This window comes from Bacillus sp. FSL K6-0923 (assembly GCF_038630825.1).
Lineage (GTDB): Bacteria > Bacillota > Bacilli > Bacillales > Bacillaceae > Bacillus > Bacillus pumilus.
Map to the genome: position 1 here is coordinate 2,185,492 of NZ_CP152044.1, position 22,025 is coordinate 2,207,516.

General features: G+C 41.9%; 23 protein-coding genes. 3 read left to right on the forward strand and 20 right to left on the reverse strand.

Annotated elements, in window-relative coordinates; translation table 11 throughout:
* Position 1 precedes the first annotated feature (1 nt).
* Entirely contained in the window at positions 2-1,471 is a 1,470-nt protein-coding gene (locus MHI16_RS11085; protein ID WP_268466036.1) for an acyl-CoA carboxylase subunit beta, read from the reverse strand.
* Positions 1,458-1,880, reverse strand: coding sequence for a methylmalonyl-CoA epimerase (mce, locus tag MHI16_RS11090; protein WP_268466037.1), 423 nt, complete (start codon positions 1,878-1,880; stop codon positions 1,458-1,460). Before mce ends, MHI16_RS11085 begins: the two co-directional genes overlap by 14 nt.
* Positions 1,881-1,994: 114 nt before the next feature.
* On the opposite strand from mce, the gene MHI16_RS11095 reads away from it, so the two are divergent.
* Positions 1,995-2,075, forward strand: coding sequence for a hypothetical protein (locus MHI16_RS11095; RefSeq protein WP_257736823.1), 81 nt, complete (start codon positions 1,995-1,997; stop codon positions 2,073-2,075).
* Between the two features lie 38 nt (positions 2,076-2,113).
* Here MHI16_RS11095 and MHI16_RS11100 read toward each other — a convergent pair whose 3' ends face one another.
* The 6 genes from MHI16_RS11100 to MHI16_RS11125 all read right to left on the reverse strand — a co-directional run bounded on the left by MHI16_RS11100 (position 2,114) and on the right by MHI16_RS11125 (position 6,646).
* Entirely contained in the window at positions 2,114-2,623 is a 510-nt protein-coding gene (locus MHI16_RS11100) for a L,D-transpeptidase (RefSeq protein WP_058014727.1), read from the reverse strand.
* Positions 2,624-2,676: 53 nt separating this feature from the next.
* Positions 2,677-3,630 carry an aromatic acid exporter family protein gene (locus MHI16_RS11105; protein ID WP_061408485.1) on the reverse strand — a complete coding sequence of 318 codons (954 nt, stop codon included), beginning with the start codon at positions 3,628-3,630 and terminating at the stop codon, positions 2,677-2,679.
* A 120-nt stretch (positions 3,631-3,750) separates the two neighbouring features.
* A complete protein-coding gene (locus MHI16_RS11110; protein ID WP_003215712.1) occupies positions 3,751-4,473 on the reverse strand; it encodes an amino acid ABC transporter ATP-binding protein in 723 nt (240 codons plus the stop codon).
* Positions 4,466-5,122, reverse strand: coding sequence for an amino acid ABC transporter permease (locus tag MHI16_RS11115; protein WP_003215691.1), 657 nt, complete (start codon positions 5,120-5,122; stop codon positions 4,466-4,468). Before MHI16_RS11115 ends, MHI16_RS11110 begins: the two co-directional genes overlap by 8 nt.
* A gap of 126 nt (positions 5,123-5,248) precedes the next feature.
* Positions 5,249-6,013, reverse strand: a complete 765-nt coding sequence (locus MHI16_RS11120) for a transporter substrate-binding domain-containing protein (RefSeq protein WP_012010505.1) — start codon at positions 6,011-6,013, stop codon at positions 5,249-5,251.
* A 195-nt stretch (positions 6,014-6,208) separates the two neighbouring features.
* Positions 6,209-6,646, reverse strand: coding sequence for a BrxA/BrxB family bacilliredoxin (locus MHI16_RS11125; protein ID WP_268466039.1), 438 nt, complete (start codon positions 6,644-6,646; stop codon positions 6,209-6,211).
* A gap of 170 nt (positions 6,647-6,816) precedes the next feature.
* On the opposite strand from MHI16_RS11125, the gene MHI16_RS11130 reads away from it, so the two are divergent.
* Positions 6,817-7,710, forward strand: a complete 894-nt coding sequence (locus MHI16_RS11130; RefSeq protein WP_268466041.1) for a YegS/Rv2252/BmrU family lipid kinase — start codon at positions 6,817-6,819, stop codon at positions 7,708-7,710.
* Positions 7,711-7,725: 15 nt separating this feature from the next.
* Here the strand turns inward: MHI16_RS11130 and MHI16_RS11135 are convergent, their stop codons facing one another.
* The 9 genes from MHI16_RS11135 to MHI16_RS11175 form a co-directional block, all read right to left on the reverse strand.
* Complete coding sequence (locus MHI16_RS11135; protein ID WP_268466043.1) at positions 7,726-8,019, reverse strand: YesK-like family protein; 294 nt, start codon at positions 8,017-8,019, stop codon at positions 7,726-7,728.
* A gap of 65 nt (positions 8,020-8,084) precedes the next feature.
* The gene (locus MHI16_RS11140) at positions 8,085-9,341 is read right to left on the reverse strand and encodes a dihydrolipoamide acetyltransferase family protein (protein WP_268466045.1); all 1,257 of its coding nucleotides are present in this window, start codon (positions 9,339-9,341) and stop codon (positions 8,085-8,087) included.
* Positions 9,342-9,359: 18 nt separating this feature from the next.
* Positions 9,360-10,343 carry an alpha-ketoacid dehydrogenase subunit beta gene (locus MHI16_RS11145; RefSeq protein ID WP_003215848.1) on the reverse strand — a complete coding sequence of 328 codons (984 nt, stop codon included), beginning with the start codon at positions 10,341-10,343 and terminating at the stop codon, positions 9,360-9,362.
* A gap of 12 nt (positions 10,344-10,355) precedes the next feature.
* The gene (locus tag MHI16_RS11150) at positions 10,356-11,348 is read right to left on the reverse strand and encodes a thiamine pyrophosphate-dependent dehydrogenase E1 component subunit alpha (protein WP_050943786.1); all 993 of its coding nucleotides are present in this window, start codon (positions 11,346-11,348) and stop codon (positions 10,356-10,358) included.
* 17 nt (positions 11,349-11,365) lie between these two features.
* A complete protein-coding gene (lpdA, locus tag MHI16_RS11155) occupies positions 11,366-12,790 on the reverse strand; it encodes a dihydrolipoyl dehydrogenase (protein ID WP_268466047.1) in 1,425 nt (474 codons plus the stop codon).
* The gene (buk, locus tag MHI16_RS11160; protein WP_144462761.1) at positions 12,780-13,907 is read right to left on the reverse strand and encodes a butyrate kinase; all 1,128 of its coding nucleotides are present in this window, start codon (positions 13,905-13,907) and stop codon (positions 12,780-12,782) included. Before buk ends, lpdA begins: the two co-directional genes overlap by 11 nt.
* A 27-nt stretch (positions 13,908-13,934) precedes the next feature.
* Positions 13,935-15,029 carry a branched-chain amino acid dehydrogenase gene (bcd, locus tag MHI16_RS11165; RefSeq protein WP_003215658.1) on the reverse strand — a complete coding sequence of 365 codons (1,095 nt, stop codon included), beginning with the start codon at positions 15,027-15,029 and terminating at the stop codon, positions 13,935-13,937.
* A gap of 25 nt (positions 15,030-15,054) precedes the next feature.
* Entirely contained in the window at positions 15,055-15,990 is a 936-nt protein-coding gene (yqiS, locus tag MHI16_RS11170; protein ID WP_081042322.1) for a phosphate butyryltransferase, read from the reverse strand.
* Between the two features lie 85 nt (positions 15,991-16,075).
* A complete protein-coding gene (locus MHI16_RS11175) occupies positions 16,076-18,148 on the reverse strand; it encodes a sigma-54-dependent Fis family transcriptional regulator (RefSeq protein ID WP_058014718.1) in 2,073 nt (690 codons plus the stop codon).
* Between the two features lie 149 nt (positions 18,149-18,297).
* Between MHI16_RS11175 and MHI16_RS11180 the strand changes: the two genes are divergently transcribed.
* On the forward strand, positions 18,298-18,534 hold the full coding sequence (locus MHI16_RS11180; RefSeq protein ID WP_144462757.1) for a DUF2627 domain-containing protein: 237 nt from the start codon (positions 18,298-18,300) through the stop codon (positions 18,532-18,534).
* 34 nt (positions 18,535-18,568) lie between these two features.
* Here the strand turns inward: MHI16_RS11180 and MHI16_RS11185 are convergent, their stop codons facing one another.
* From MHI16_RS11185 to spo0A, 3 genes are all read right to left on the reverse strand, one after another.
* Positions 18,569-19,306 (reverse strand): glycerophosphodiester phosphodiesterase, encoded by a 738-nt coding sequence (locus MHI16_RS11185; RefSeq protein WP_268466051.1) that lies wholly within the window; start codon positions 19,304-19,306, stop codon positions 18,569-18,571.
* A 225-nt stretch (positions 19,307-19,531) separates the two neighbouring features.
* Entirely contained in the window at positions 19,532-20,632 is a 1,101-nt protein-coding gene (locus MHI16_RS11190) for a Rap family tetratricopeptide repeat protein (RefSeq protein ID WP_268466054.1), read from the reverse strand.
* A 456-nt stretch (positions 20,633-21,088) separates the two neighbouring features.
* Entirely contained in the window at positions 21,089-21,892 is an 804-nt protein-coding gene (spo0A, locus tag MHI16_RS11195; protein ID WP_003215740.1) for a sporulation transcription factor Spo0A, read from the reverse strand.
* Between the last annotated feature and the right edge of the window lie 133 nt (positions 21,893-22,025).

Below are 22,025 nucleotides of genomic sequence, written 5' to 3' on the forward strand. Positions count from 1 at the left end.
CTTATAGCGGCATGTTGCCATGCTTTTTTAACGGTCTTTCTTCTTCCTTCCTGCGAAGCAAATCAAATGAGCGAATCAATCGTTCTCTCGTTTCAGACGGCATAAAAATATCGTCTATCAGCCCTGCCTGAGCCGCTTTTAATACACTTGGCTTCGTTTCAACCTCGCGCGAATCAGGATGAACGATTTCGTCTGCGAACATTTTCCCCATCACATCAATTTCTGCCGCTGGCCATGCATAAACAAAATCAGCGCCTAAGCCCTTGCTATTCATTGCGACATATGCTCCGCCAAACGCCTTTCTTAAAATCACTGTGATTTTTGGAACGGTCGCTTCAGCGTATGCATATAAAAGCTTTGCACCGTGACGGATAATTCCCGCATGCTCGGCTTTCTCACCTGGTAAAAAACCAGGGACGTCTACAAGCGTTAAGATCGGAATATGAAACGCATCGCAAAATCGAATAAACCTAGCCGCTTTATCAGCCGCATCAAGGTCAAGGCTTCCTGCCAGCACCTTTGGTTGATTGGCAACTACACCAATTGAAGCCCCTTGTAATCTCGCAAACCCTGTGACGATATTTTTTGAGAAACAAGGCTGCGTCTCAAAGAATGAGCCTGAATCGATGATGGCTGTCACCACTTGTTTGACATCATAGGTGCGTGATGGATCCTTTGGCAAGATGCTGCCTGGATCAGCTGCGTCTTGCTCACTCGTTTTCGCATCCATGACAGTCTGTTGTTTCGTTGGTATGTACGTTAAAAGTGTTCGAACCGCTTTTAACACGTCTTTCTCATCTTTCCCAGTATAATGCACATTCCCGCTTGTCTGATGCTGAACACTTGCACCGCCAAGACGGTCAGGACAGACCGTTTCTCCTGTTGCCTTCTCTATGACTTTCGGACCTGTTAAAAACATATGAGCTGTCTGTTCTGTCATGAACACAAAATCGGTCAAGGCAGGAGAATAGACTGCTCCTCCAGCACAAGAACCTAAAATAACGGATATTTGCGGGATTTGACCGGAGTACAGCACATTCCGTTTAAAGATCTGTCCGTATCCTTCTAATGATACCACACCCTCTTGAATTCTCGCACCACCTGAGTCTTTTAGACCGATGACCGGCATCTGATTCTTAGCTGCGAGATCCATGAGAGAAGCAATTTTTTTAGCATGTATTTCGCCTAAAGACCCTCCATGCACTGTTGCATCTTGTGCATAAACACATACTGGCCTTCCATGAATGAGTCCAGTTCCAGTGACGACGCCATCACCGACATGCTCTGACATGCGGCCTGTTGCAAATGCTTGAATTTCCATGAAACTGCCCCCGTCAAGAAGTTCATGCAGCCGCTGACGAACCGATAGTTTTCCTTTGTTCCGGTGCGCAGCTGCACGTTTCACGCCACCGCCCATGAATGCTTTTTCGCGCCATTTCGCCAAGTCATTGAACGATTCATTCATTGCCATGTTCCTCTCCTTTCAAGGGCTCGCACAATTCAAATAACACACTGGACGTTTCTTTCGGTGAAATAAATGCAATCCGCTTCCCGCTCGCGCCTATCTGTGCTGATTGTTGGAGAAGCTCCACCCCAAGATGATCAAGACGGTTAAGGTCCGCCTGTATGTCACCTGTCTTTAACGCAATATGATGAAGTCCTTCTCCCCTTTTGGTTAAAAAGGTATGTAGTTTGCTGCTGCCGGACATCGGTTCAATTAATTCAATGTGCACATGATCAAGTGAAGCGAAAGACGCTTTAACCTCCTGTTCAGGAATCTCTTGTATGTCTGAAAAATGCCAGTTAAACAGCTGTTGAAGAATGCGAGATGTATTTTTTATAGAAAAGACCGCAATGGCAATATGGTCGATTTGATTCATCCGTTCACTTCCTTTGTTGATCACTTGTCGCATTTGAAAAAACGAGCTAGAATAAAGAAAGGTGCGTTCGTCGCAAAAAATCTTCGGTTATAGGGGTGCGATATGTCTCAGAAAATGATGAAATTCATGGTATTGCTCATGATTAGCCTGCTGCTAATATCTTCACTTTTAGCAGGAGCGGCAACCTTTTTATAAGATTTCAATAAAAGCAGACAAGCAGGTGATTCGTTCAATCAACGAATGGCCTGTTTGTCTTTGGCAAGCTTTTCAAATGAATCGCTTGATGTTGTAATCCATACTTTTGTCCCAACCGGAAGCTGGTCAAATAGAAGCTCTACATCGTGATTATGAAGTCTCACACATCCTGCCGTGATAAATTTCCCAATCGTTGTTTCGTCACTCGTCCCATGAATTCCGTATGTTCTGCCATCTGTTCCTCGTGCATCAAATCCAATCCATCTTCTGCCGAGAGGGTTATTCTTCGCACCGCCTTCGATATTCTTTTTTCTGTAATAGGGATCTTTCGCTTTGATCATAATGGTAAATTCCCCTTCTGGCGTTAAATCTGACGTTTTCCCTGTTGAAGCAGGATATATTTTTTGGATTTTCCCTTGATCAATATAGGCAAGTTCATTTGTTTGTTTATTAATAATGACATACGGGTCTCCTGGAAGCGGGTTTTGTCCGAGCGGCCAGATTGGTGAAAGGGACATGGTCAATACGGTATAAATTAAAAGACGCATAGGCTCCTCCTTTTTTCATTAGATTGACCAATGAAGGAGGAACTCATGCGTCTCTATTCTTTCATCCCTTTAAAATAGCTTTTCAGTACTAAATATTGTTCCATTTCTCCGAGGAAATGAAACAGTGCAGCTCTTGCCTCAAACTCTTCTCTTGTTTGCGGCAGCGGTAGCTTATCGAACTCTTCTTTCATATCAATGAGGCGCCTTAAGAACTTATGTGCCGTGTTCCCTGGGTGAATATGTTCACGTAAGTCTCTAATGTATTCCGCAATGATTTGTCCATGCTCTGTTGTAATGGAAATGGACGTGATCTTCGGAAGCACACGCTCGATGATTTCGAATTGCTTTTGCCTCATATTGAAATAATGATAATACAGGTTTTCATGTCTTAACACATGGTTTTCAACATCACGATATGCAAGAGCTTTTGCTTCTTTAATCAATTGATGTGTCTCTGGTATTTCTTTGCCTGTCCAGTCTTGTTTCCCTGTCATTAAGTATTGTTCGATTTCCTCAAAAATTTTTGCAAAGTTGGCTTCAATCTGTTCGCTGTAGCGTTTAAGCTTTTTATCAACACTTGGCATATACAGGTTCATGATCAGTGCCACGCCAACACCAATCGTAATCAGCAGCAGTTCATTCCAAATGAGGTGAAGGGTAATCCCGCCGGACATGTATAAATGGAGGATGATGACTGAACTTGTGACAATCCCTTCTTTAATGCGAAGCAATACGGTTGTCGGAATAAAGACAAGCAGCATCAGACCAATTACAAAAGGATGATACCCAATCAGATCGAAAAATAGATAAGAAAATAAAATGGCAAGACTGCATGCGGCAAAGCGGGCGCCCGATGCAAGAAGCGACCGTTTCTTTGTCACCTGAATACACAGAATCGTAATAATCCCGGCAGCGGAATAATTTTGAAGGCCAAGCAGTTGCGCAATATAAATGGCGATCGCTGTTCCTAATGCTGTTTTCAGCGTTCGGTAACCGATTTTAAACATGATGTGAGTCACTCTTTTCTGTCTTGTTTCTATTCACTTATTGTGAAATGATGAACTTTTTTACTTTCCCCATTATAATCAAAAAAAGAAGGAGATGTTAAGTCTCCCTCTCTTTTTTCTTTATAATATTTTTTGTAAGAAATCTTTCGCGCGCTGTGACGACGGTGATTCAAAGAATTGCACAGGGTTTGCATCCTCTACAATTTTCCCATCGTCCATAAAGATCACGCGGTCAGCCACTTCTTTTGCAAAGCCCATTTCATGTGTGACGATCACAAGCGTCATTCCAGATTGAGCCAGCTCTTTCATGACCTCTAGCACTTCCTTGACCATTTCTGGATCTAGTGCAGACGTTGGCTCGTCAAACAGCATGATGTCTGGTGTCATCGCAAGCGCACGTGCAATTGCGACACGCTGCTTTTGACCACCTGACAAGCGGTTCGGAAAATCATCTTTTTTCTCTAAAAGCCCTACCTTTTTCAGCAGATCTTCAGCTTGTTTGATGCTGTCTTCCTTCGATTGATTCTTCACATTCATTGGCGCATATGTGATATTTTCCAGCACCGTTTTATGCGGGAACAGGTGAAAATGCTGAAACACCATTCCGATGTTCTCACGCACTTTGAGTGCATTGGTTTTTGGGTTTGTGATTTCGGTATCCTGAATCGTAATGACACCAGAAGTCGGCTTTTCAAGCAAGTTGATGCAGCGAAGAAACGTCGATTTTCCTGAACCAGATGGTCCAATGACTGCGACAACTTCCCCTTCTTTAATGGTGGTGTCAATCCCTTTTAATACTTCATTTTTACCAAAAGATTTTGTGAGTTTCTCTATGTTAATCATTTGATTTTAACTTCCTTTCCACCGATTTGCCGACAAAGGTGAGAACAAGCACGATGACATAATAGATGAGACCCGCAAAAATAAGCGGTTCAAGATAATTATACGTGACGGCACCTGCTTGATAGGCTCGTCTCATGACATCTCCCAGTCCAATGACTGTTACAATTGCTGATTCTTTTGTCAGTGTAATCGTTTCGTTCACAAGTGCAGGTGAAATATTTTTAAATGCCTGCGGAAGCAATAAGTCCTTCATCATTTTAGCATAAGGGATGCCTAAAGCAACGGCTGCTTCTTTTTGACCTTTATCAATGGCATTAATACCAGCACGAATAATTTCAGATACGTATGCAGCAGAGTTTAGTGAAAATGCCGCTACAGCAGCCCAGTATTGATCGATTTGAAACCCGAGAAGCTGAGGCAGACCGAAATAAATAATGAGCAATTGAAGCACAAGCGGTGTGCCTCGGAAGATGGATGTATAAAAATCCGCAAGCCAAATGAGCGGCTTAAATACACTAATTTTGCAAAGCGTTAATAAAATCCCTAAGATAAATCCAAGAAAAAGTGATACCACTACAATAGAAAGTGTGACCTTAAGCCCTTCTAAAATAAAGGGCATCTGAGGTATTACATCTTTAAAATCTAACATGACAGTCTCCTTTTTTATGCCTTCATACGAAATCAAAAAATAAAACAGGAAAAAAGTTCAACATGAGTTGAACTTTTCAGCGCTTTCTACTGGATTTTCGTGAATGACGCTGATCCTTTTCCTGACTTATTTTTCATCAGCAAACCATTTTTTAATTAATTTATCAAGTTCGCCATTGTCTTGCATTTCTTTTAATGATTTATTAAATTTAGCTGTTAAGTCGCTATTTTTCTTGAATGCAATGGCTGAACCTTCGTTTGAACTATTCAATCCAAATGCTTGGAAGTCTTTTTCTTTTTTCAAATATCCAGCAGCTACTTTATCTTCAATAATGGCTGCATCAAAACGACCTGCTTTGATTTCTTGAATGATATCAGAGATTTTATTACGGTCTTCCACTTTTAAGTTATATTTCTTTTGCAAACCGTTTGCTTCATCCTGCTGAATTGAACCTAATTGAACGCCGACTGTTTTATCTTTTAAGTCTTTCTCTGTTTTCATTCCGCTAGATTTCTTTGAGACAACTAAGTTTTTAGCATTGTAATAAACATCAGAGAAATCTAATTGTTTTTTACGTTTTTCTGTAGGGGTCATGCCTGCAAGGACGATATCAGCTTTATTTGTTTTAAGAGCTGATACAAGGCTTGCAAAATCCATATCTTGAATTTCTAGCTTGTAGCCGTTCTTTTTCGCTAGTGCTGTAGCAAGATCAACATCAAAGCCGACAATTTTATCTCCGTCTTTTGATTCAAATGGCGGATAATCTGCTGATGTCGCCATAACGAGTGTTTTGTCATCTCCTGATGCGTTTGAATTATTAGAAGAAGTTCCGCAAGCTGCGAGTGCAGCTGCAAGACCAGCTGTCATAAGTAATAATAACCACTTTTTCATAAGATAATGCCTCCCAGTATTTAAAATCATGTATTGTTTTGAATATTTATTCACTATAATGTATTTTAAACACTTTCTTTTTAAGATGCAATAGTATTTTGCTAAAATTATTTTGATTCAATGGTCTTATAAAACAAAAAGCAGACCGATCTAAAGACCGGACTGCTTTATATGTCATCATTCAAACGTCACATGTTAAATTTCTTTGCAATGCTCATCGAATGCAGCTTGAAGCTTTGACACGACTTCCATTGGCTCGTGCCCTTCAATTTCATGACGCTCGACCATTTTGATGATCTTTCCATCTTTTAATAATGCAAAGGATGGTGAAGATGGCGGAAAGCCTTCAAAGTATTCACGGGCTCTTGCTGTTGCCTCTTTGTCTTGTCCAGCAAATACTGTCAGCAATTGATCCGGGCGCTTATCGTAATGAACAGAATAGCCTGCAGCTGGTCTTGCAATACCGCCAGCGCATCCGCATACTGAATTCACCATGACAAGTGCCGTGCCTTCTTTAGACAAGGCTTCATCCACTTCCTCAGCTGATGTAAGCTCAGTATAGCCAGCCTGTTTGATCTCTTCTCTCGCTTGTTTCACAATATCATTCATAAATAAATTAAAATCAATATTCATTGTCCGTCCACTCCTTTAGCATGCCAAAACCATTTTAACAACATCATATCAAGGAAAACGCCTGCGGGCAAATGTGTTGTCTTTTCATTCCACACTTTTTCTGAACATCGTTTATACGCCGTGAAATTGGGGAAAAGTGATGATAAAGAGATGAAAGGGAGAACTGCGTGATGGCACAATTCAAAAAAGCGATGCTCATTTATAATGGAAATGCTGGACAAAAAAACATGGAAAAAGTTCTCGGTCAAACAGTACCTCTTCTTTCTCTAAATATTGATGAACTCATTCTTAAACCAACAAAGCAGCCAAATGATGCTTATGAATTCTGTCGTACAATTGATGAGACGATAGAGTTACTTATCATATTAGGCGGAGATGGAACCGTGCATGAATGTATGAATGGCATCGGTGGGTTAGAAAAAAGGCCAACTTTAGCGATTTTACCAGGCGGGACATGTAATGACTTTTCTAGAACGCTTGGTATTCCGCAACAAATGCAGAAAGCCGCTCAAATGATTGTAGACGGCGTAGAAAAAAGGGTCGACTTAATCAAGGCAGAAGATCGATACTTGTTAAACTTTTGGGGCATCGGCCTCATTGCAGACACGTCCAACAATATTAATGATAAGGAAAAAGCTGTACTCGGAAAAATCAGCTACTTCACAAGTGCCCTGCGCACCTTGCAACAAACAGATCCTTTTCACGTACGAGTTGAAACAGAGGAGGAAAGCTGGGAAGAAGAAGCCGTCATCGTTCTTGTTATGAATGGACATTTCATCGGGACAAATAAAATTGATTTGCCGAGAGCAGCGATTGATGATGGAAAAGCAGAAATCTTAATTTGCAGAAATACGAGCTTCTCTGCTCTAAAAGAGATCTTTTCTATGAACCGGGAAGAACTGGAGGATTTCACCGGCGACCTCTCTCTCATTCAAGCATCCAGTATTCAGATCCACACAAAAGAGGAAATGGATGCTGATACAGATGGCGAAGTGTATATGACAGCACCAGCTTCTTTAGAAGTGTTAAAACAGCATTTGACCTTTATTGTTCCAACAGAATAAAGAAAACGCCCGAGATCATTCTTTTTCGGGCGTTTTTTTGATATAGCGTCTGTATAAATATTCAAGTGCATATCCGAGCAGCGTTCCTGTAAGAAGAGAAATTCCTAAAAGGCTATTCGCTGCTCCTTTAAATCCACCGACAAGCAGCAAGCAATACAAAACTTGAATAATAGAAACGATTGATATGATCAGTAGTAATCTTTCAGGATGATTGCGTGATTTAGAAATATATCGAAGAAAAGTGAACGCAATTGCTGTGATAAACATGAGTCCAATCGTTAAAAATGCAAAAAAGTCTAGTCCAGACATATCATCGCTCCTTTCTCATCATGGGGAAATCCCCCTCTCCATAGCGGGAGGGGGACATTCTTGTTTTAGTAAACAGATGTCTGCTCGTCAATGCCTTCAAGGATTTGTTTAATCCGTTGAAGGAATCTGCCGCATACAAGACCATCAAGTACTCTGTGATCTAATGAAAGACAAAGGTTAACCATGTCTCTTGCTGCAATCATACCATTTACAATCAACGGACGCTTCACGATCGATTCTACTTGTAAAATCGCCGCTTGCGGATAATTGATGATTCCCATAGATTGTACAGAACCAAATGATCCCGTGTTGTTTACAGTAAAGGTGCCGCCTTCCATGTCGCTTTGCTTCAGCGTACCTTGTCTCACCTTGGAAGCAAGCTCATGAATTTCCTTGGCGATGCCTTTAATCGTTTTTTCATCTGCATCCTTAATAACTGGAACAAATAGAGCGTCATCAGTGGCAACAGCAATCGAGACATTGATTGCTTTCTTTTGCACAATTTTATCTCCAGCCCACATGCTGTTCATTTCTGGGAATTCCTTCAAGCCCTGAGCCACTGCTTTGACAAAGAACGCAAAGAACGTCAAATTAAAGCCTTCTTTTGCTTTAAATTGGTCCTTGAGCTGATTTCTTCTAGTCACAAGGTTTGTTACATCAACTTCCATCATCGTCCATGCATGCGGAATTTCATGTTTGCTTCTCAGCATATTTGCCGCAATCGCCTGCCTGATTGGCGTGACTGGCAGTTCAACATCACCAGGCATTGTAGAGATGGAAGGCGCCGCTTTTGGTTTTGATAACTGCACAGGCTCTGGCTTGACCGCCTGTTCAGTGACAGGTGCTGCCTTCTCTTGTACGCCGCCGCTTTCAATAAGCTGTAGTAAATCTTTTCTTGTGATTCGTCCGCCTGCTCCCGTTCCTTGCACTGCCGCTAAATCAATGCTGTGCTCATCAGCTAAACGAAGGACTGCTGGAGAGTAGCGTTTCTTTTGACTTTGATTCTCTTTTTCTTGATCTGCTTCGGGAGCTTCACTTTGCTCAGGTGCGGCTTCTTCTTTCGCACTTTGCTGCGAGCTACCTTCTACTTCAATTTCACAGAACACTTCTCCTACTTGCAGTGTATCGCCTTCTTCAGCTGATAGCTTTGTTATCGTTCCTGTAAAAGATGACGGGACTTCTGCGTTCACTTTATCCGTCATGACTTCCGCAATAGGATCGTATTTATTCACATGATCGCCAGGTGAAACGAGCCATTTGCTGATGGTTCCTTCTGTTACACTTTCACCTAACTGAGGCATTTTCATTTGTTCAATTGCCACTTGAAACCCTCCTCTTTCTTAAAACGCCGCTAGCTCTCTCATTTCAGCTTCTACCTTATCAGGGTTGACCATAAAGAATTTTTCCATCGTCGGTGCATAAGGCATTGCCGGGATTTCTGGTCCAGCTAGACGTTTGATTGGTGCGTCTAAATCAAATAAGCAATGCTCTGATATGATCGCCGCTACCTCACTCATGATGCTGCCCTCTTTTGTATCTTCCGTTAGAAGAAGCACTTTGCCTGTTTTTGATGCCGCTTCAATAATGGCTTCCTGATCAAGCGGGTACACTGTTCTCAAATCGAGAATATGCGCAGAAATGCCATCTTTTGCAAGGCGGTCTGCTGCTTGCAGCGCAAAATGGACGCAGAGGCCATATGTAATGACCGTGATATCATCGCCTTCACGTTTCACATCTGCTTTTCCAATAGGGAGTGTGTAATCCTCTTCAGGCACTTCTCCTTTAATGAGACGGTAGGCACGTTTGTGTTCAAAGAACAATACAGGATCTGGATCTCGCACCGCAGCTTTTAAAAGACCTTTTACATCATAAGGTGTAGAAGGCATGACAATCTTCAAACCAGGCTGGTTGGCAAAAATCGCTTCAACTGATTGTGAATGATAAAGCGCCCCGTGAACTCCGCCCCCATAAGGTGCACGGATGACCATCGGACAGCTCCAATCGTTATTTGAGCGGTATCTAATTTTCGCAGCCTCTGAAATGATTTGGTTAATGGCAGGCATGATAAAATCCGCAAATTGCATCTCAGCAATTGGGCGCATTCCATACATCGCGGCTCCAATCCCTACACCAGCAATAGCTGATTCTGCAAGAGGTGTATCCATGACGCGCGCTTCTCCGAATTGCTCATAGAGACCCGCTGTCGCCTTAAATACGCCGCCCTTTTTCCCGACATCCTCTCCGAGCACAAACACTTTCGGATCTCGCTCCATTTCTTCTTTCATCGCCAGTGTAATGGCGTCTATATATGACATAACAGGCATTTTTCTTCCCCCTTACTCCGCATACACGTAACGAAGTGCGCTTTCAGCATCAGCATAAGCAGCGTTTTCCGCTTCATCAGTAGCTTCGTTTACGATTTGCATGATTTCTTTTGTCATCTCTTCTTTCATTTCTGAAGTCATGACGTTTCCTTCGGTTAAATACGTTTCATATTGGATGAGCGGATCTTTCTTTCTCGCTTCAAGCACTTCTTCTTTTTCTCGATAGCTTGAATCATCGTCATCACTTGAATGCGCAGTTAAACGGTAAGAGATCGTTTCAATCAACGTTGGTCCTTCGCCTCTTGCCGCACGGTCTCTCGCTTCTTTGACAGCGGCATATACTTCAAGCGGATCATTGCCATCAACGGTTACGCCAGGCATTCCGTACCCAATCGCACGGTCTGAAATGCGTTCACATGCTACTTGTTTGTCATAAGGTACGGAAATCGCGTACTTATTGTTTTCACACATGAAAATAACAGGTAGCTTATGCACAGCAGCGAAGTTAGCACCTTCGTGGAAATCACCTTGGTTTGAAGAGCCCTCTCCAAACGTAACAAAGCTGACAAAGTTTTTTTGATCTAGTCGTCCAGCAAGTGCGATCCCCACTGCATGAGGAACCTGCGTTGTAACAGGTGAAGATCCCGTCACAATTCGATTTGATTTCTGTCCAAAATGCCCTGGCATCTGTCTTCCGCCTGAGTTTGGATCGTCTTGTTTTGCGAAACCTGACATCATTAAATCTTTTGCTGTCATTCCAAATGCGAGGACAACCCCCATATCACGGTAGTAAGGTAAGACGTAATCCTCTTCTCTATTAAGAGCGAAAGCAGCACCGACTTGCTGCGCTTCCTGCCCTTGACAAGAAATGACGAATGGAATTTTACCAGAACGGTTTAAAAGCCACATCCGTTCATCAATTTTTCTTGCTAGTAGCATTGTTCTATATATATCAATTGCTTGTTCATCAGATAATCCTAATTCATGATGACGCATGTTACTCATCTTATTTCCCTCCTTGATTAAAAATGGATCGCTTTCCCGTCAACAGCAAGGGCAGCCTCGCCAATCGCCTCTGATAAGGTTGGGTGCGGATGAATTGTCTGCCCGACTTCCCACGGCGTTGCATCAAGTACTTTTGCTAATCCAGCTTCAGATATCATATCTGTGACATGAGGACCAATCATATGAATCCCTAAAATATCATCTGTCTTTTGATCAGCAATGATTTTGACGAATCCATCAGACTCCCCGTATACAAGTGCTTTTCCGATCGCCATGAATGGAAATTTCCCCATTTTGACTTCGAAGCCTTGCTCTTTTGCCGCTTGTTCAGTGAGTCCAACACTAGCAGTTTCCGGGTGAGAGTAAACACATTTAGAAACGAGCGTTTCATCGAGCGGCTTTGGATCTTGCCCAGCCATATGCTCCACAGCAATCATGCCTTCGTGTGATGCCACATGTGCCAGCTGAAGCCCGCCAATGACATCTCCTATTGCATAAATATGTGATTCTTTCGTTTGATAATGTTCATTCACGACAATGCCTTGTTTTTCTGTTTGGATGTCCGTGTTTTCAAGACCAATGCCTTCAATATTTGGTACTCTACCGACTGATAGAAGAAGTTTTTCCGCTTCAAACGTCTGAATGTTTCCATCCTTTTCTGCTTGAATCATCACGAGATTCTCTTGCTTTTTGACGGTATCTGGCAGTACTTTCGCATTTGTCACAAAGGTGATGCCTTTTTTTGATAAAAGCTTTTCCATTTCTTTAGAAATGTCATGATCCTCTGTTGGCAATATGCGGTCTGCAAATTCAATCACCGTCACCTTCACACCAAAATCATTGAGCATAGAAGCCCACTCGATTCCGATTACCCCGCCTCCAACAATGAGCATCGACTGCGGAAGCTCTGGCAGTTCTAGTGCATCATCTGATGTAAGAATGTGCGTCCCATCTGCTTCAAGTCCAGGCAGCACACGCGGTCTTGAACCTGTCGCAATGATGACCTGCTTTGGAATAAGCATTTCATTTTCATCTCCATTTGCCATTTCTACGGAGATGGTTCCTGGCATTGGCGAAAAGATAGATGGACCAAGGATACGGCCGATCCCTTCATAGACATCAATTTTCCCTTGTTTCATTAAATGTTTGACGCCGCCTGCTAGTTTCTCTACAATCTCTGCTTTTCTTTTCTGCACACTTGCAAACTGCAAGGCGATGCCGTTTGCTTCAACGCCAAAATCAGCAGCACGTTTGACGGTTTGATAGACTTCAGCACTTCTAAGCAGCGCTTTAGACGGAATGCATCCTTTATGGAGACATGTTCCGCCAAGCTTTTCTTTTTCTACAACTGCTGTTTTCAATCCAAGCTGTGAGGCACGAATGGCCGCTACATAGCCGCCTGTGCCTCCACCAAGAATGACGAGGTCATATTCAGTTGCCATGACTTGTCACTCCTTTCTTCATCTCTTGATCATTTGGGTATTCTTTCGGAGATTCTTCTTCTTTTAAAATACGAAGTGCACCTTCTGCTAAGGATTGCAGTTCATTTTCGCCTGGATAGACGACAACATCTGAAATCCAGTCAATGTGACCTCTAATACTTGATGTAATTTGTTTGCTGTACGCAAGTCCGCCTGTTAACACAATAACGTCAACTGCACCTTTTAGGACAGCACTAGCCGCACCGATTTCCTTGGCAATTTGATAGCACATCGCTTCATAAATCAGCGCCGCCCGTTCATCGCCTGCTTCAATCATGCGCTCAACTTTCACAGCATCTGTCGTACCAAGGTAGCCCGCAAGACCACCTTCACCAATAATGCGTTTCAGCATTTCCTCTTGGCTGTACTCACCAGAAAAGCAAAGATTGACGAGGTCACCTGTTGGCAGTGTCCCCGCGCGCTCCGGGCTGAAAGGTCCTTCACCATGGAGTCCGTTATTGACATCAATGACTTTTCCTTTTTCATGGACACCAATGGTGATGCCGCCGCCCATATGGGTAATAATCATATTCAAATCTTCGTAGCGCTTCCCAAAGGATGCAGCTGTTTTTCTTGCGACTGCTTTTTGGTTTAATGCATGGAAGATGCTTTTTCTTTCAATCGTTGGCAGCCCTGAAATACGAGCAATTGGTTTTAGCTCATCCACCACAACTGGATCGACAATAAAAGCTGGGATGTTCAAACCTAGTGCAATTTCTCGTGCAATGATACCCCCCAAATTTGATGCATGCTGGCCGGCATATCCTTCTTTCAGGTCTTGCACCATTTGCTCATTGACTTCATATGTGCCACCTTCAATCGGACGAAGTAGACCGCCGCGCGCACAAACTGCATCAAACTTTGAGATGTTCATCCCTTGTTCATGCAGCGTCTTCAGGATTGTTTCTTTACGAAATGAAAACTGATCAATGATATGAGGGAATGTCTTTAATTCCTCATCTGTATGTCTCAGTGTCGTTTCAAAAATAGATCGTTCATTGTGAAACACACCGATTTTTGTTGAAGTAGAGCCAGGATTAATTGTGAGAATACGCCATTCTTTTGTCAGCAAAAACAAAACCTCCGTTTCAACTCATTCTTCAAATTAGCGACGACTTAAAATATGTTGACCATTTTGCAGGAATTGACTTCTTGATTTACGCATTCTTTCAATTCGCTCCTCCGCCAATCGGTCTGCCGCTTTATAAGTTGGAATGGCATCACGGTTTGAAATTTCAATCACGCGTTCAATGTTTTGGTAAATACCTTCTACCTTTTTCATCGCACGATCTGCATTATAGCCATAAAGCTCATCAGCTACGTTAATCACACCGCCTGCATTGATCACATAATCAGGTGCATACACAATGCCCATTTCATGAATCAGGTCGCCGTGATGCGTTTCTCTCAGCTGGTTATTCGCTGCACCTGCGATGACCTTTGCTTTCAGCTTAGGAATCGTTACATCATTGATCGTTGCACCAAGTGCACATGGTGCATAAATATCACATGCTTGATCATAAATATCGTCAGGGTCTACTGCTTTTGCGCCAAAGTCTTCTACAGCTCGTTTTACAGAGTCTTTGTTGATATCTGTGACAATCAGCTGTGCGCCTTCCTCGTGCAGATGTTTACACAAATTGTAGGCCACATTCCCAACACCTTGGACTGCAATCGTTTTTCCTTCTAATGAATCGGTTCCAAATGCCGCTTTGGCAGCAGCTTTCATCCCTTTGTATACACCGTAAGCTGTAACAGGAGACGGGTTTCCGGATGAACCAAATGCAGGAGAAATACCTGTCACAAAGTCTGTTTCTTCATGAATCAGATCCATGTCTTCTACCGTTGTACCGACATCCTCCGCTGTGATATAGCGGCCATTTAATCCTTGGATGTAGCGTCCAAATGCACGGAACATTTCTTCATTTTTATCTTTTCTCGGATCACCGATGATGACTGTTTTACCGCCGCCAAGATTCAGACCTGCTGCTGCGTTTTTATAAGTCATCCCTCTTGCTAGACGAAGCGCATCTTCAATCGCTGCTTCTTCGTTTTCATACGTCCACATTCTTGTCCCGCCTAGTGCTGGCCCAAGTGTTGTATCATGAATGGCAATAATCGCTTTTAAGCCAGATTGTTCATCCTGACAAAATACAAGCTGTTCATAATCGTATCGTTCCATATATTTAAAAAGTTCCATTGTTTATTCCTCCTATGACTTTCGCTTAATTTGATGTACAGATGGCAAGTGCAATTGAATAAAGCTTACTTTCAGCTGTATCCGACCGGCTTGTTAAAGCAATCGGCGCCTTCGCTCCTGCCACCACAGCTCCCACCTTTGCATGCGCAAAGTAGATGAGAGATTTATAAAGAATGTTCCCTGCTTCAATCGTTGGCACAAGCAAAATATCTGCATGACCGGCGACATCACTCGTAATATTTTTATGAGAAGCTGCTGTTTGAGAAATGGCATTGTCTAAAGCAAGTGGCCCGTCAATGAGGCAGCCAGAAATTTGCCCTCGCCTATTCATTTGCGCCAGGCTTGCCGCTGTCAAAGTGGAATCCATTGCCGGGTTCACGACCTCTACCGCAGATAACACAGCCACCTTTGGCATGTCGTTTCCGACAGCTTGTGCTACTTGAACAGCATTGATCGTGATCTCTTTGAACATGTTTAAATCCGGCGCTATGTTCATCGCAGAATCTGTGACATAAATAAAACGATCAAAGCCCGGCACTTCGAATGCCGCGACATGTGATAGAACACTCGCCGTCCGCAGCCCGTACTCTTTATTCAGCACCGCTTTTAAAAGAACGGCTGTCGTGACATGCCCCTTCATCAATATATCTGCATGCTTCTCGCTCACTGCCTGCACGGCAATCTTGGCTGATTCTTCAGGAGAATCTGAATGAATAATATCTATCCAGTCTTCATTGATCTCATGCTGTTTCACCAGCTCCTTCAGGTTGCGCTTGTTCCCAACGAGCAGGAAGCGAGCGACCTTGCGTTCAATTGCCATTTTAATGGCATGAAGCACTTCTTCGTCTTCTGCATGAGCCACAGCAGCAGTTTTATTCTGCAACTGGGCGGCTTTCATAATCAGATCGTCAAGCTTCATATATGCCCACCTTTCCTTATGCTCGGGTTCATGGTTTTTCATATGCAAGTTCTATGCCAGCTTGAAATGCAGTGAAATGAGGCATTTTGCATGAGATACGTGCAATTTTTTGCAGGTAACGTGCATTTTATTGCATGCTATCTTTTGCAAGTTGATATTTATCCATTTTATAGTAAAGGTTACGAATGCTAATCCCTAACGTTTTCGCTGTTTTCGTACGGTTGAATTGATGCTTTTCAAGGGTTTGTTTAATCAACTGCGCTTCAAACGCTTCAACAGCATCTGAAAGAGTCTCTCCCTCAAATTGACTGACAGCTAGTTCCTGCTGCTCTTTTTCTTCCTGCTCTTCTGACTCCATGAAGGAAATATGATCTTCATCGATCCACTCTTCTTGCGGATTCAAAAAAATCATGGCTCGTCCAAGGACATTTTCCAGTTCTCTCACGTTTCCAGGCCAGCTGTAAGACCGAAGTCTATCGAGCGCACCTTCTGTTAAGCCGCTCACATTTCGACCATAGTCTAAATTGATTTTCTGAATAAGACGTTTGCTTAATGAGTCAATATCTTCAAGGCGCTGCCTTAGAGGGGGAATGGAGATCGGATATCTGTTCATCCGATAATATAAGTCCTCTCTGAACTTTCCTTCCGCCATCGCTTTTTCAATGTTGACATTTGTTGCGGTAATCACACGCACATCAACTGGTATCGCTTTTGTTCCGCCTACTCTCACAATTTCTTTCTCCTGCATGACGCGTAATAATTTTGCTTGTGTACTTGGCGTCATTTCACCAATTTCATCTAAAAAGATACTGCCGTGATTCGCTTCTTCAAACAGCCCTTTCTTCCCGCCGCGCCTCGCACCAGAAAATGCACCTTCCTCGTAGCCAAAAAGCTCTGACTCTAAAAGTGTTTCTGATAAGGCAGCACAGTTGACTCTCACAAAGCGATTATATTTCCGGTCACTTTCATTGTGTATAGCGTGCGCAAATAGCTCTTTTCCAGTACCTGACTCTCCCCTGAGTAAAATGGTGGCTGGTGTTTTAGCACCTAGCTTTGCCTGCTCAAGCGCCACAAGCATTTGCTCACTTTCTCCAATAATGTCTTCAAAAGTGTACTTTGCCTCAAGTGTTCGGATGAGCTGTCTTGCTTTATTTAATTCATTCGTGAGTGATTGAATTTCTGATACGTCATGAATGACGCCGACACTGCCTTTTAAAATGCCATCAACGATCACTGGTGCTACGTTGACAATTACATCCTTCTTATTAGGTCCGACTTTCATTCTGACGCCTCGAACTGGCCTTCTTGTTTCAAGCACCTTTAAATGCATGCTTTCCCCTTCAGAAATATCCGCACCCGCAGGTTTGCCCACAACCTCTTTGTCTGTTAATCCCGTCATTTTCGTATAAGCTCGGTTAATTAAAATTCCTTTCCCCTGCTCATCTACGACGGATATCGCTTCATCTGATGATTGAATGATTGCCTCAAGCATCGTGCGCACTTCTTTGAGATTTGTGACTTCTTCTGCAAGTTCCACTGCATCTGTAATATCTTTAAAAATGGATAGAGCGCCTAGCATTCTTCCTGCGTCATCAATAATCGGCAAACGCGTTGTGACAATTTGTATTTGCTGATTCAGAAATTGTTTTTGATGAAATTCTGGCTCCCTCGACCTTAAAATATCGGGGAGTTTTGTATTTGGGATCACTTCACGTATGTGCCGCCCAATCGCATCTTTTTGCGAACGTCCAACCATTTTGGCAGCCGATCGATTAAACAGAACAACTTCTTCATCCATATTAATAAAAATCATGCCATCGTTCGTTGCATTAAAAATGCGGTCATGTTTATAGGTTTGTTCTTTTAATATTTGAATGAGCTGATGCTTTTCTGACATTAATTCTGAAATGACGTATGCCATCGAACTTGGAACAATGACAGACTGCTCTGCTTTTTCTTCCATCAGTTCTTTAAGGACAGCTGAACTGCCCGTTGTTTCAATGATGATATCAATGTCATCTTTTATGTATTCTTTCCAATCCGTTGTCGTATCAATTCCACTTTTTTTCGCTTCTACCATCCCCGGTGCCCCAAGATCAAGGTCGGCGATTGCAACGATTTGAATCATATTTGTTTTCAGCAATGTTTCAAGCAATGCTGATCCACCCTGTCCTGCACCGACAATCAAGACTCTCTGCATCCCGTTACCCCTTTATATGAAAAATTTTGCACACCATATTTTTCCGTTGCAAAAAATTGCACAACTCTTATATTACCACGTTTTCCTTTCTTGACAAAATATTTTTTGAATTAGACAATGGAAGTAAATGACGTTTAAGGGGACATTTGATGGGGAGAATACTTGCATTAGTGATTATTTTAATACCTGGCGCGCTTGCTGCACTTGGAATTAAGCTGCTGCGTGACACTGTTTTCGGTATCATCATCTCACCATTTCCATTTTTATGGCTGCAAGGAATTGCAGGGTTGGTTTTTTTAGGGGGAGGTCTTTACGTAGTCGCTGGCTTTATTTTATATAGAGACCGCAAACGAAATAAAGTGACCACCCGCTTTAAACAGAGATAAACATGAAAAAAGACCCGCTGTTGATCGCAGGTCTTTATTTCATTTCTTCTCTTATTTCGACGGCTCTATCAGGAAAATCTGTGAAAATTCCATCGACACCTAAGGAAAACATGTTTTTCATTTGCTTTTCACTGTTTACTGTAAATGGCCTGATCACTTGCTGGGCAGCATGGAGAGCTGATACGACTTCTTTTGTTACCCCTGCACCCTTTATATTGGGGTGATAACCTCTTGCAGGTACTGTTTTTATGTACATCTCTGGCCGATGAATGACATCCATTGTGAGAACAGCAAGCTCAACATGCGGCATCAGCTTGTGAAAAAGAGCTAAACTGCCGTGATGAAACGATGAGACTAGTACACGATCTTCTATTTGAAAGTGTTCAATTTGCTCTTTTACTTTCTCTTCAATACCAGGATATCGATAAATGGAGTTTTTCAGTTCAATATTGATGATGAGTGATGATTGCTGCGTCACTAGCTCCAATACTTCCTCTAAAAGGGGAATGGATACAGCACCGGTTTCTTCATAAAAAGAATGACTCGCATCTCCTGCTTTTAACTCTTCATATGTATAGTCTTTCACTAAACCCTTCATATTCGTTGTTCTATTCAGCTTCTCATCGTGAATGACAGCAAGCCTGCCATCTTTCGTCAACTGAACATCCAGCTCAATTCCGTCAGCCCCAGAATGAAGTGCATGCTCAAAGGCTATCATGGTATTTTCAGGATAGATGCCTTTAAAACCTCTGTGTGCAAAAATTTTCGTCATATGTCACCTCTAAGTATGATGCTTCCTTTCATTATGACGTCTCTCTTTTCGTTTTTCCAGTTTGAGCACATAAAAAAACCTCTTCTGATTCGTACGAAGAGATTCTGTATAAATTCGATCACGTAATCGCTCTGATGGCTTGCTCTGTCGTCTCTGCGTCAAGAGCAAAAAGGGAAGAAACAACTGCGACTGCTGTAACAACGGTTAAACCTAACAACAACTTTTTCATAAGATAACCTCCACTTTCTTTTGAAGTATTTGTGCATCGAATTTCTTTTCAAGAAAACGAATGGCATTTTGATAGTCATTTCGTTCCTTGAAGTATTTCGATATTTGTTCAGACAAATCCTCAAGCTCCACATATAATCTATTTTTTTCTATGTAGTCTAATTTTTCAGAGAATAAGTCTGCTGCTCCACTATTTTCGCACATCAAATCCAAAATTTCAAATTTTACTATATATTCATTATTTTGGATATCGCAACTATACTGAATACCCTCTTTAATATATACCTTCGCCTCTTGATCTCCTAGATGAACCGAGGCATTTGCCAGAACATATAAAGATTGGATGTAATAATGGCTATTGTCACGGTGCATTTGAATGCCCATCCCTTTTTTGGCATATTGTGCGCTGTTTTCGTAATCATGTTTCGCATAATAAAGAACGGCTAAATTGTGATAGCATTTCCCAATCAGCACTTCATTGTTAATACGTTTACTTTTCTCAAGTGCTTCTTGGTATTTTTCCTCCGCTTCGTCAAATTGGATCAAATCGATACAATTACTTGCATGTAAAATCAAGCTGTCAATCGCCTGCGCTGTATATTCTTCATGCGCTTTGAACGTATCGATGGCTTTTTTGATATGATTAATGGATATAAAATTTTGTTTCAGTTCGTAATAAATTGAAGCAACCTTATGATGAAAAGTCCCTACTTCAAGGTCCTCATTCACACGTTTTAGACGCTGTTCTGCAATTTTGTAAAAGCTGATGGCTTCATCATATTTTTTCACATATGCAGCATATTGACCTTTGTAAAAGTAAAAATAAAAATTAATAATGTCATCTGCTTTCTCATCAAGCGTTCCGACACTCTTCATAATGTGATTGGCTTTTTCAATATTTCCAAGTAACATTTCATGTCTGCCATTAACAAGCTGATAATACAGGAGAACTTCGCGGTCTTCATCTGTATTTTTTAGCAAATTCTGAATTTTCTCTTTATAGATCGCAGATTTTTCTAGGTCATTTTGAGAAATGACCCTCGTCCACTTGCTAATTTCGTTCGCTACCTCAGCAGAGTGGATTTTCAGCTTTCCCATAACCTCACCCTCTTCTTTTCATTATTATAGCATAGTAAAAGAATGTGAAAATTATTAAATTCGACAATGGGAATATTCAGTTCAAATGGCACAATCTCTAAGAAGCCAGTGACTTTAAAACGCCAACCAATCAGGTCAATAGCAATAGAACTTTCGATCTCATTTGCTTTATTTACCAAATTCATCAGACCTTTTCCTCTCATCCTTTTTCTTACGAATGAGCGTTTCCTTCTACTATTTTGAAGACCAAACAATTGATTGGCGTAGCTGATTACCACTAATTTATGTCATACCCATTTCTTTCATGCTTTATTTTTCATTTTATTCTGAAAATAAATCAAGCTGAGTTGTCCAAATGAAACAATAAGATGATTGTATCAATACAACCAATTTTTTACAATATTTTTCAAAATAAAAAAACGCCTCTTTGAAGAAACGTTTTTCTATAAAAATGAACTAGCTAGCTCGATGCTCCAAGCGGAGACGGTCAGCCACCATTGCGATAAATTCAGAATTGGTTGGTTTTGCTTTAGACATGCTGACTGTATAACCAAAGAGTGAGGAAATGGAGTCGATGTTTCCTCTACTCCAAGCCACTTCAATCGCATGACGAATTGCTCGTTCGACCCTGCTCGCGGTCGTGTTAAATTTCTTCGCGATGTCTGGATACAACACTTTTGTGATGCTTCCGAGAAGCTCGATGTCATTGTACACCATCGAAATGGCTTCTCTTAAGTATAAGTAACCTTTAATATGAGCAGGTACACCAATCTCATGAATAATCGTCGTAATGCTCGCATCTAAGTTTCTGCGTTTCGGTTCAGGTTTGTTTCGAAGGACACTGTTTTGGATAGATGAAGATCGATGGGTGACTTGTGTGCCGTTTCCACTGACTTGACGAATATGACCGACTAGGTTTTCCATATCAAATGGCTTTAAGATGAAATAGGATGCCCCCAAATCAACTGCTTTTTTCGTGACATCTTCTTGTCCAAACGCCGTTAGCATAATCACACTTGGCTGTTTGGTCATGTCATTGTTTTCACGGAGGCGTTCCAGTACAGCAAGGCCATCTAAATGAGGCATGATAATATCTAAGAGGAGAACGTCGGGCTCTTTATCTTTAAATAATGTCAGACATTCCTGACCATTATACGCCACGCCAAGTACTTCCATATCTTCCTGTCCCTCAATATACTCTGTCAAAAGGCCAACAAGCTCTCGATTGTCATCAGCTACACACACTTTAATTTTCTCCACGTTCTTTCCTCCCCAATGTCGATTCCTTTAGTCTTTTGTATTTCTCTTCTGAGTGTTCAATTCGACAAAACCATGCTATCCCCTTTAAAAAACTTTAATTTTCCGAATAATAGAGCATTATCTAGCTTTTTCT

What these genes read in the sequence shown, in the direction of transcription:
- MHI16_RS11085 (WP_268466036.1), bottom strand. Translation starts at nt 1,471, where the DNA reads ATGGCAATGAATGAATCGTTCAATGACTTGGCGAAATGGCGCGAAAAA.
- mce (WP_268466037.1), bottom strand. Translation starts at nt 1,880, where the DNA reads ATGAATCAAATCGACCATATTGCCATTGCGGTCTTTTCTATAAAAAAT.
- MHI16_RS11095 (WP_257736823.1), top strand. Translation starts at nt 1,995, where the DNA reads ATGATGAAATTCATGGTATTGCTCATGATTAGCCTGCTGCTAATATCT.
- MHI16_RS11100 (WP_058014727.1), bottom strand. Translation starts at nt 2,623, where the DNA reads ATGCGTCTTTTAATTTATACCGTATTGACCATGTCCCTTTCACCAATC.
- MHI16_RS11105 (WP_061408485.1), bottom strand. Translation starts at nt 3,630, where the DNA reads ATGTTTAAAATCGGTTACCGAACGCTGAAAACAGCATTAGGAACAGCG.
- MHI16_RS11110 (WP_003215712.1), bottom strand. Translation starts at nt 4,473, where the DNA reads ATGATTAACATAGAGAAACTCACAAAATCTTTTGGTAAAAATGAAGTA.
- MHI16_RS11115 (WP_003215691.1), bottom strand. Translation starts at nt 5,122, where the DNA reads ATGTTAGATTTTAAAGATGTAATACCTCAGATGCCCTTTATTTTAGAA.
- MHI16_RS11120 (WP_012010505.1), bottom strand. Translation starts at nt 6,013, where the DNA reads ATGAAAAAGTGGTTATTATTACTTATGACAGCTGGTCTTGCAGCTGCA.
- MHI16_RS11125 (WP_268466039.1), bottom strand. Translation starts at nt 6,646, where the DNA reads ATGAATATTGATTTTAATTTATTTATGAATGATATTGTGAAACAAGCG.
- MHI16_RS11130 (WP_268466041.1), top strand. Translation starts at nt 6,817, where the DNA reads ATGGCACAATTCAAAAAAGCGATGCTCATTTATAATGGAAATGCTGGA.
- MHI16_RS11135 (WP_268466043.1), bottom strand. Translation starts at nt 8,019, where the DNA reads ATGTCTGGACTAGACTTTTTTGCATTTTTAACGATTGGACTCATGTTT.
- MHI16_RS11145 (WP_003215848.1), bottom strand. Translation starts at nt 10,343, where the DNA reads ATGCCTGTTATGTCATATATAGACGCCATTACACTGGCGATGAAAGAA.
- MHI16_RS11150 (WP_050943786.1), bottom strand. Translation starts at nt 11,348, where the DNA reads ATGAGTAACATGCGTCATCATGAATTAGGATTATCTGATGAACAAGCA.
- lpdA (WP_268466047.1), bottom strand. Translation starts at nt 12,790, where the DNA reads ATGGCAACTGAATATGACCTCGTCATTCTTGGTGGAGGCACAGGCGGC.
- bcd (WP_003215658.1), bottom strand. Translation starts at nt 15,029, where the DNA reads ATGGAACTTTTTAAATATATGGAACGATACGATTATGAACAGCTTGTA.
- yqiS (WP_081042322.1), bottom strand. Translation starts at nt 15,990, where the DNA reads ATGAAAAACCATGAACCCGAGCATAAGGAAAGGTGGGCATATATGAAG.
- MHI16_RS11175 (WP_058014718.1), bottom strand. Translation starts at nt 18,148, where the DNA reads ATGCAGAGAGTCTTGATTGTCGGTGCAGGACAGGGTGGATCAGCATTG.
- MHI16_RS11180 (WP_144462757.1), top strand. Translation starts at nt 18,298, where the DNA reads ATGGGGAGAATACTTGCATTAGTGATTATTTTAATACCTGGCGCGCTT.
- MHI16_RS11185 (WP_268466051.1), bottom strand. Translation starts at nt 19,306, where the DNA reads ATGACGAAAATTTTTGCACACAGAGGTTTTAAAGGCATCTATCCTGAA.
- MHI16_RS11190 (WP_268466054.1), bottom strand. Translation starts at nt 20,632, where the DNA reads ATGGGAAAGCTGAAAATCCACTCTGCTGAGGTAGCGAACGAAATTAGC.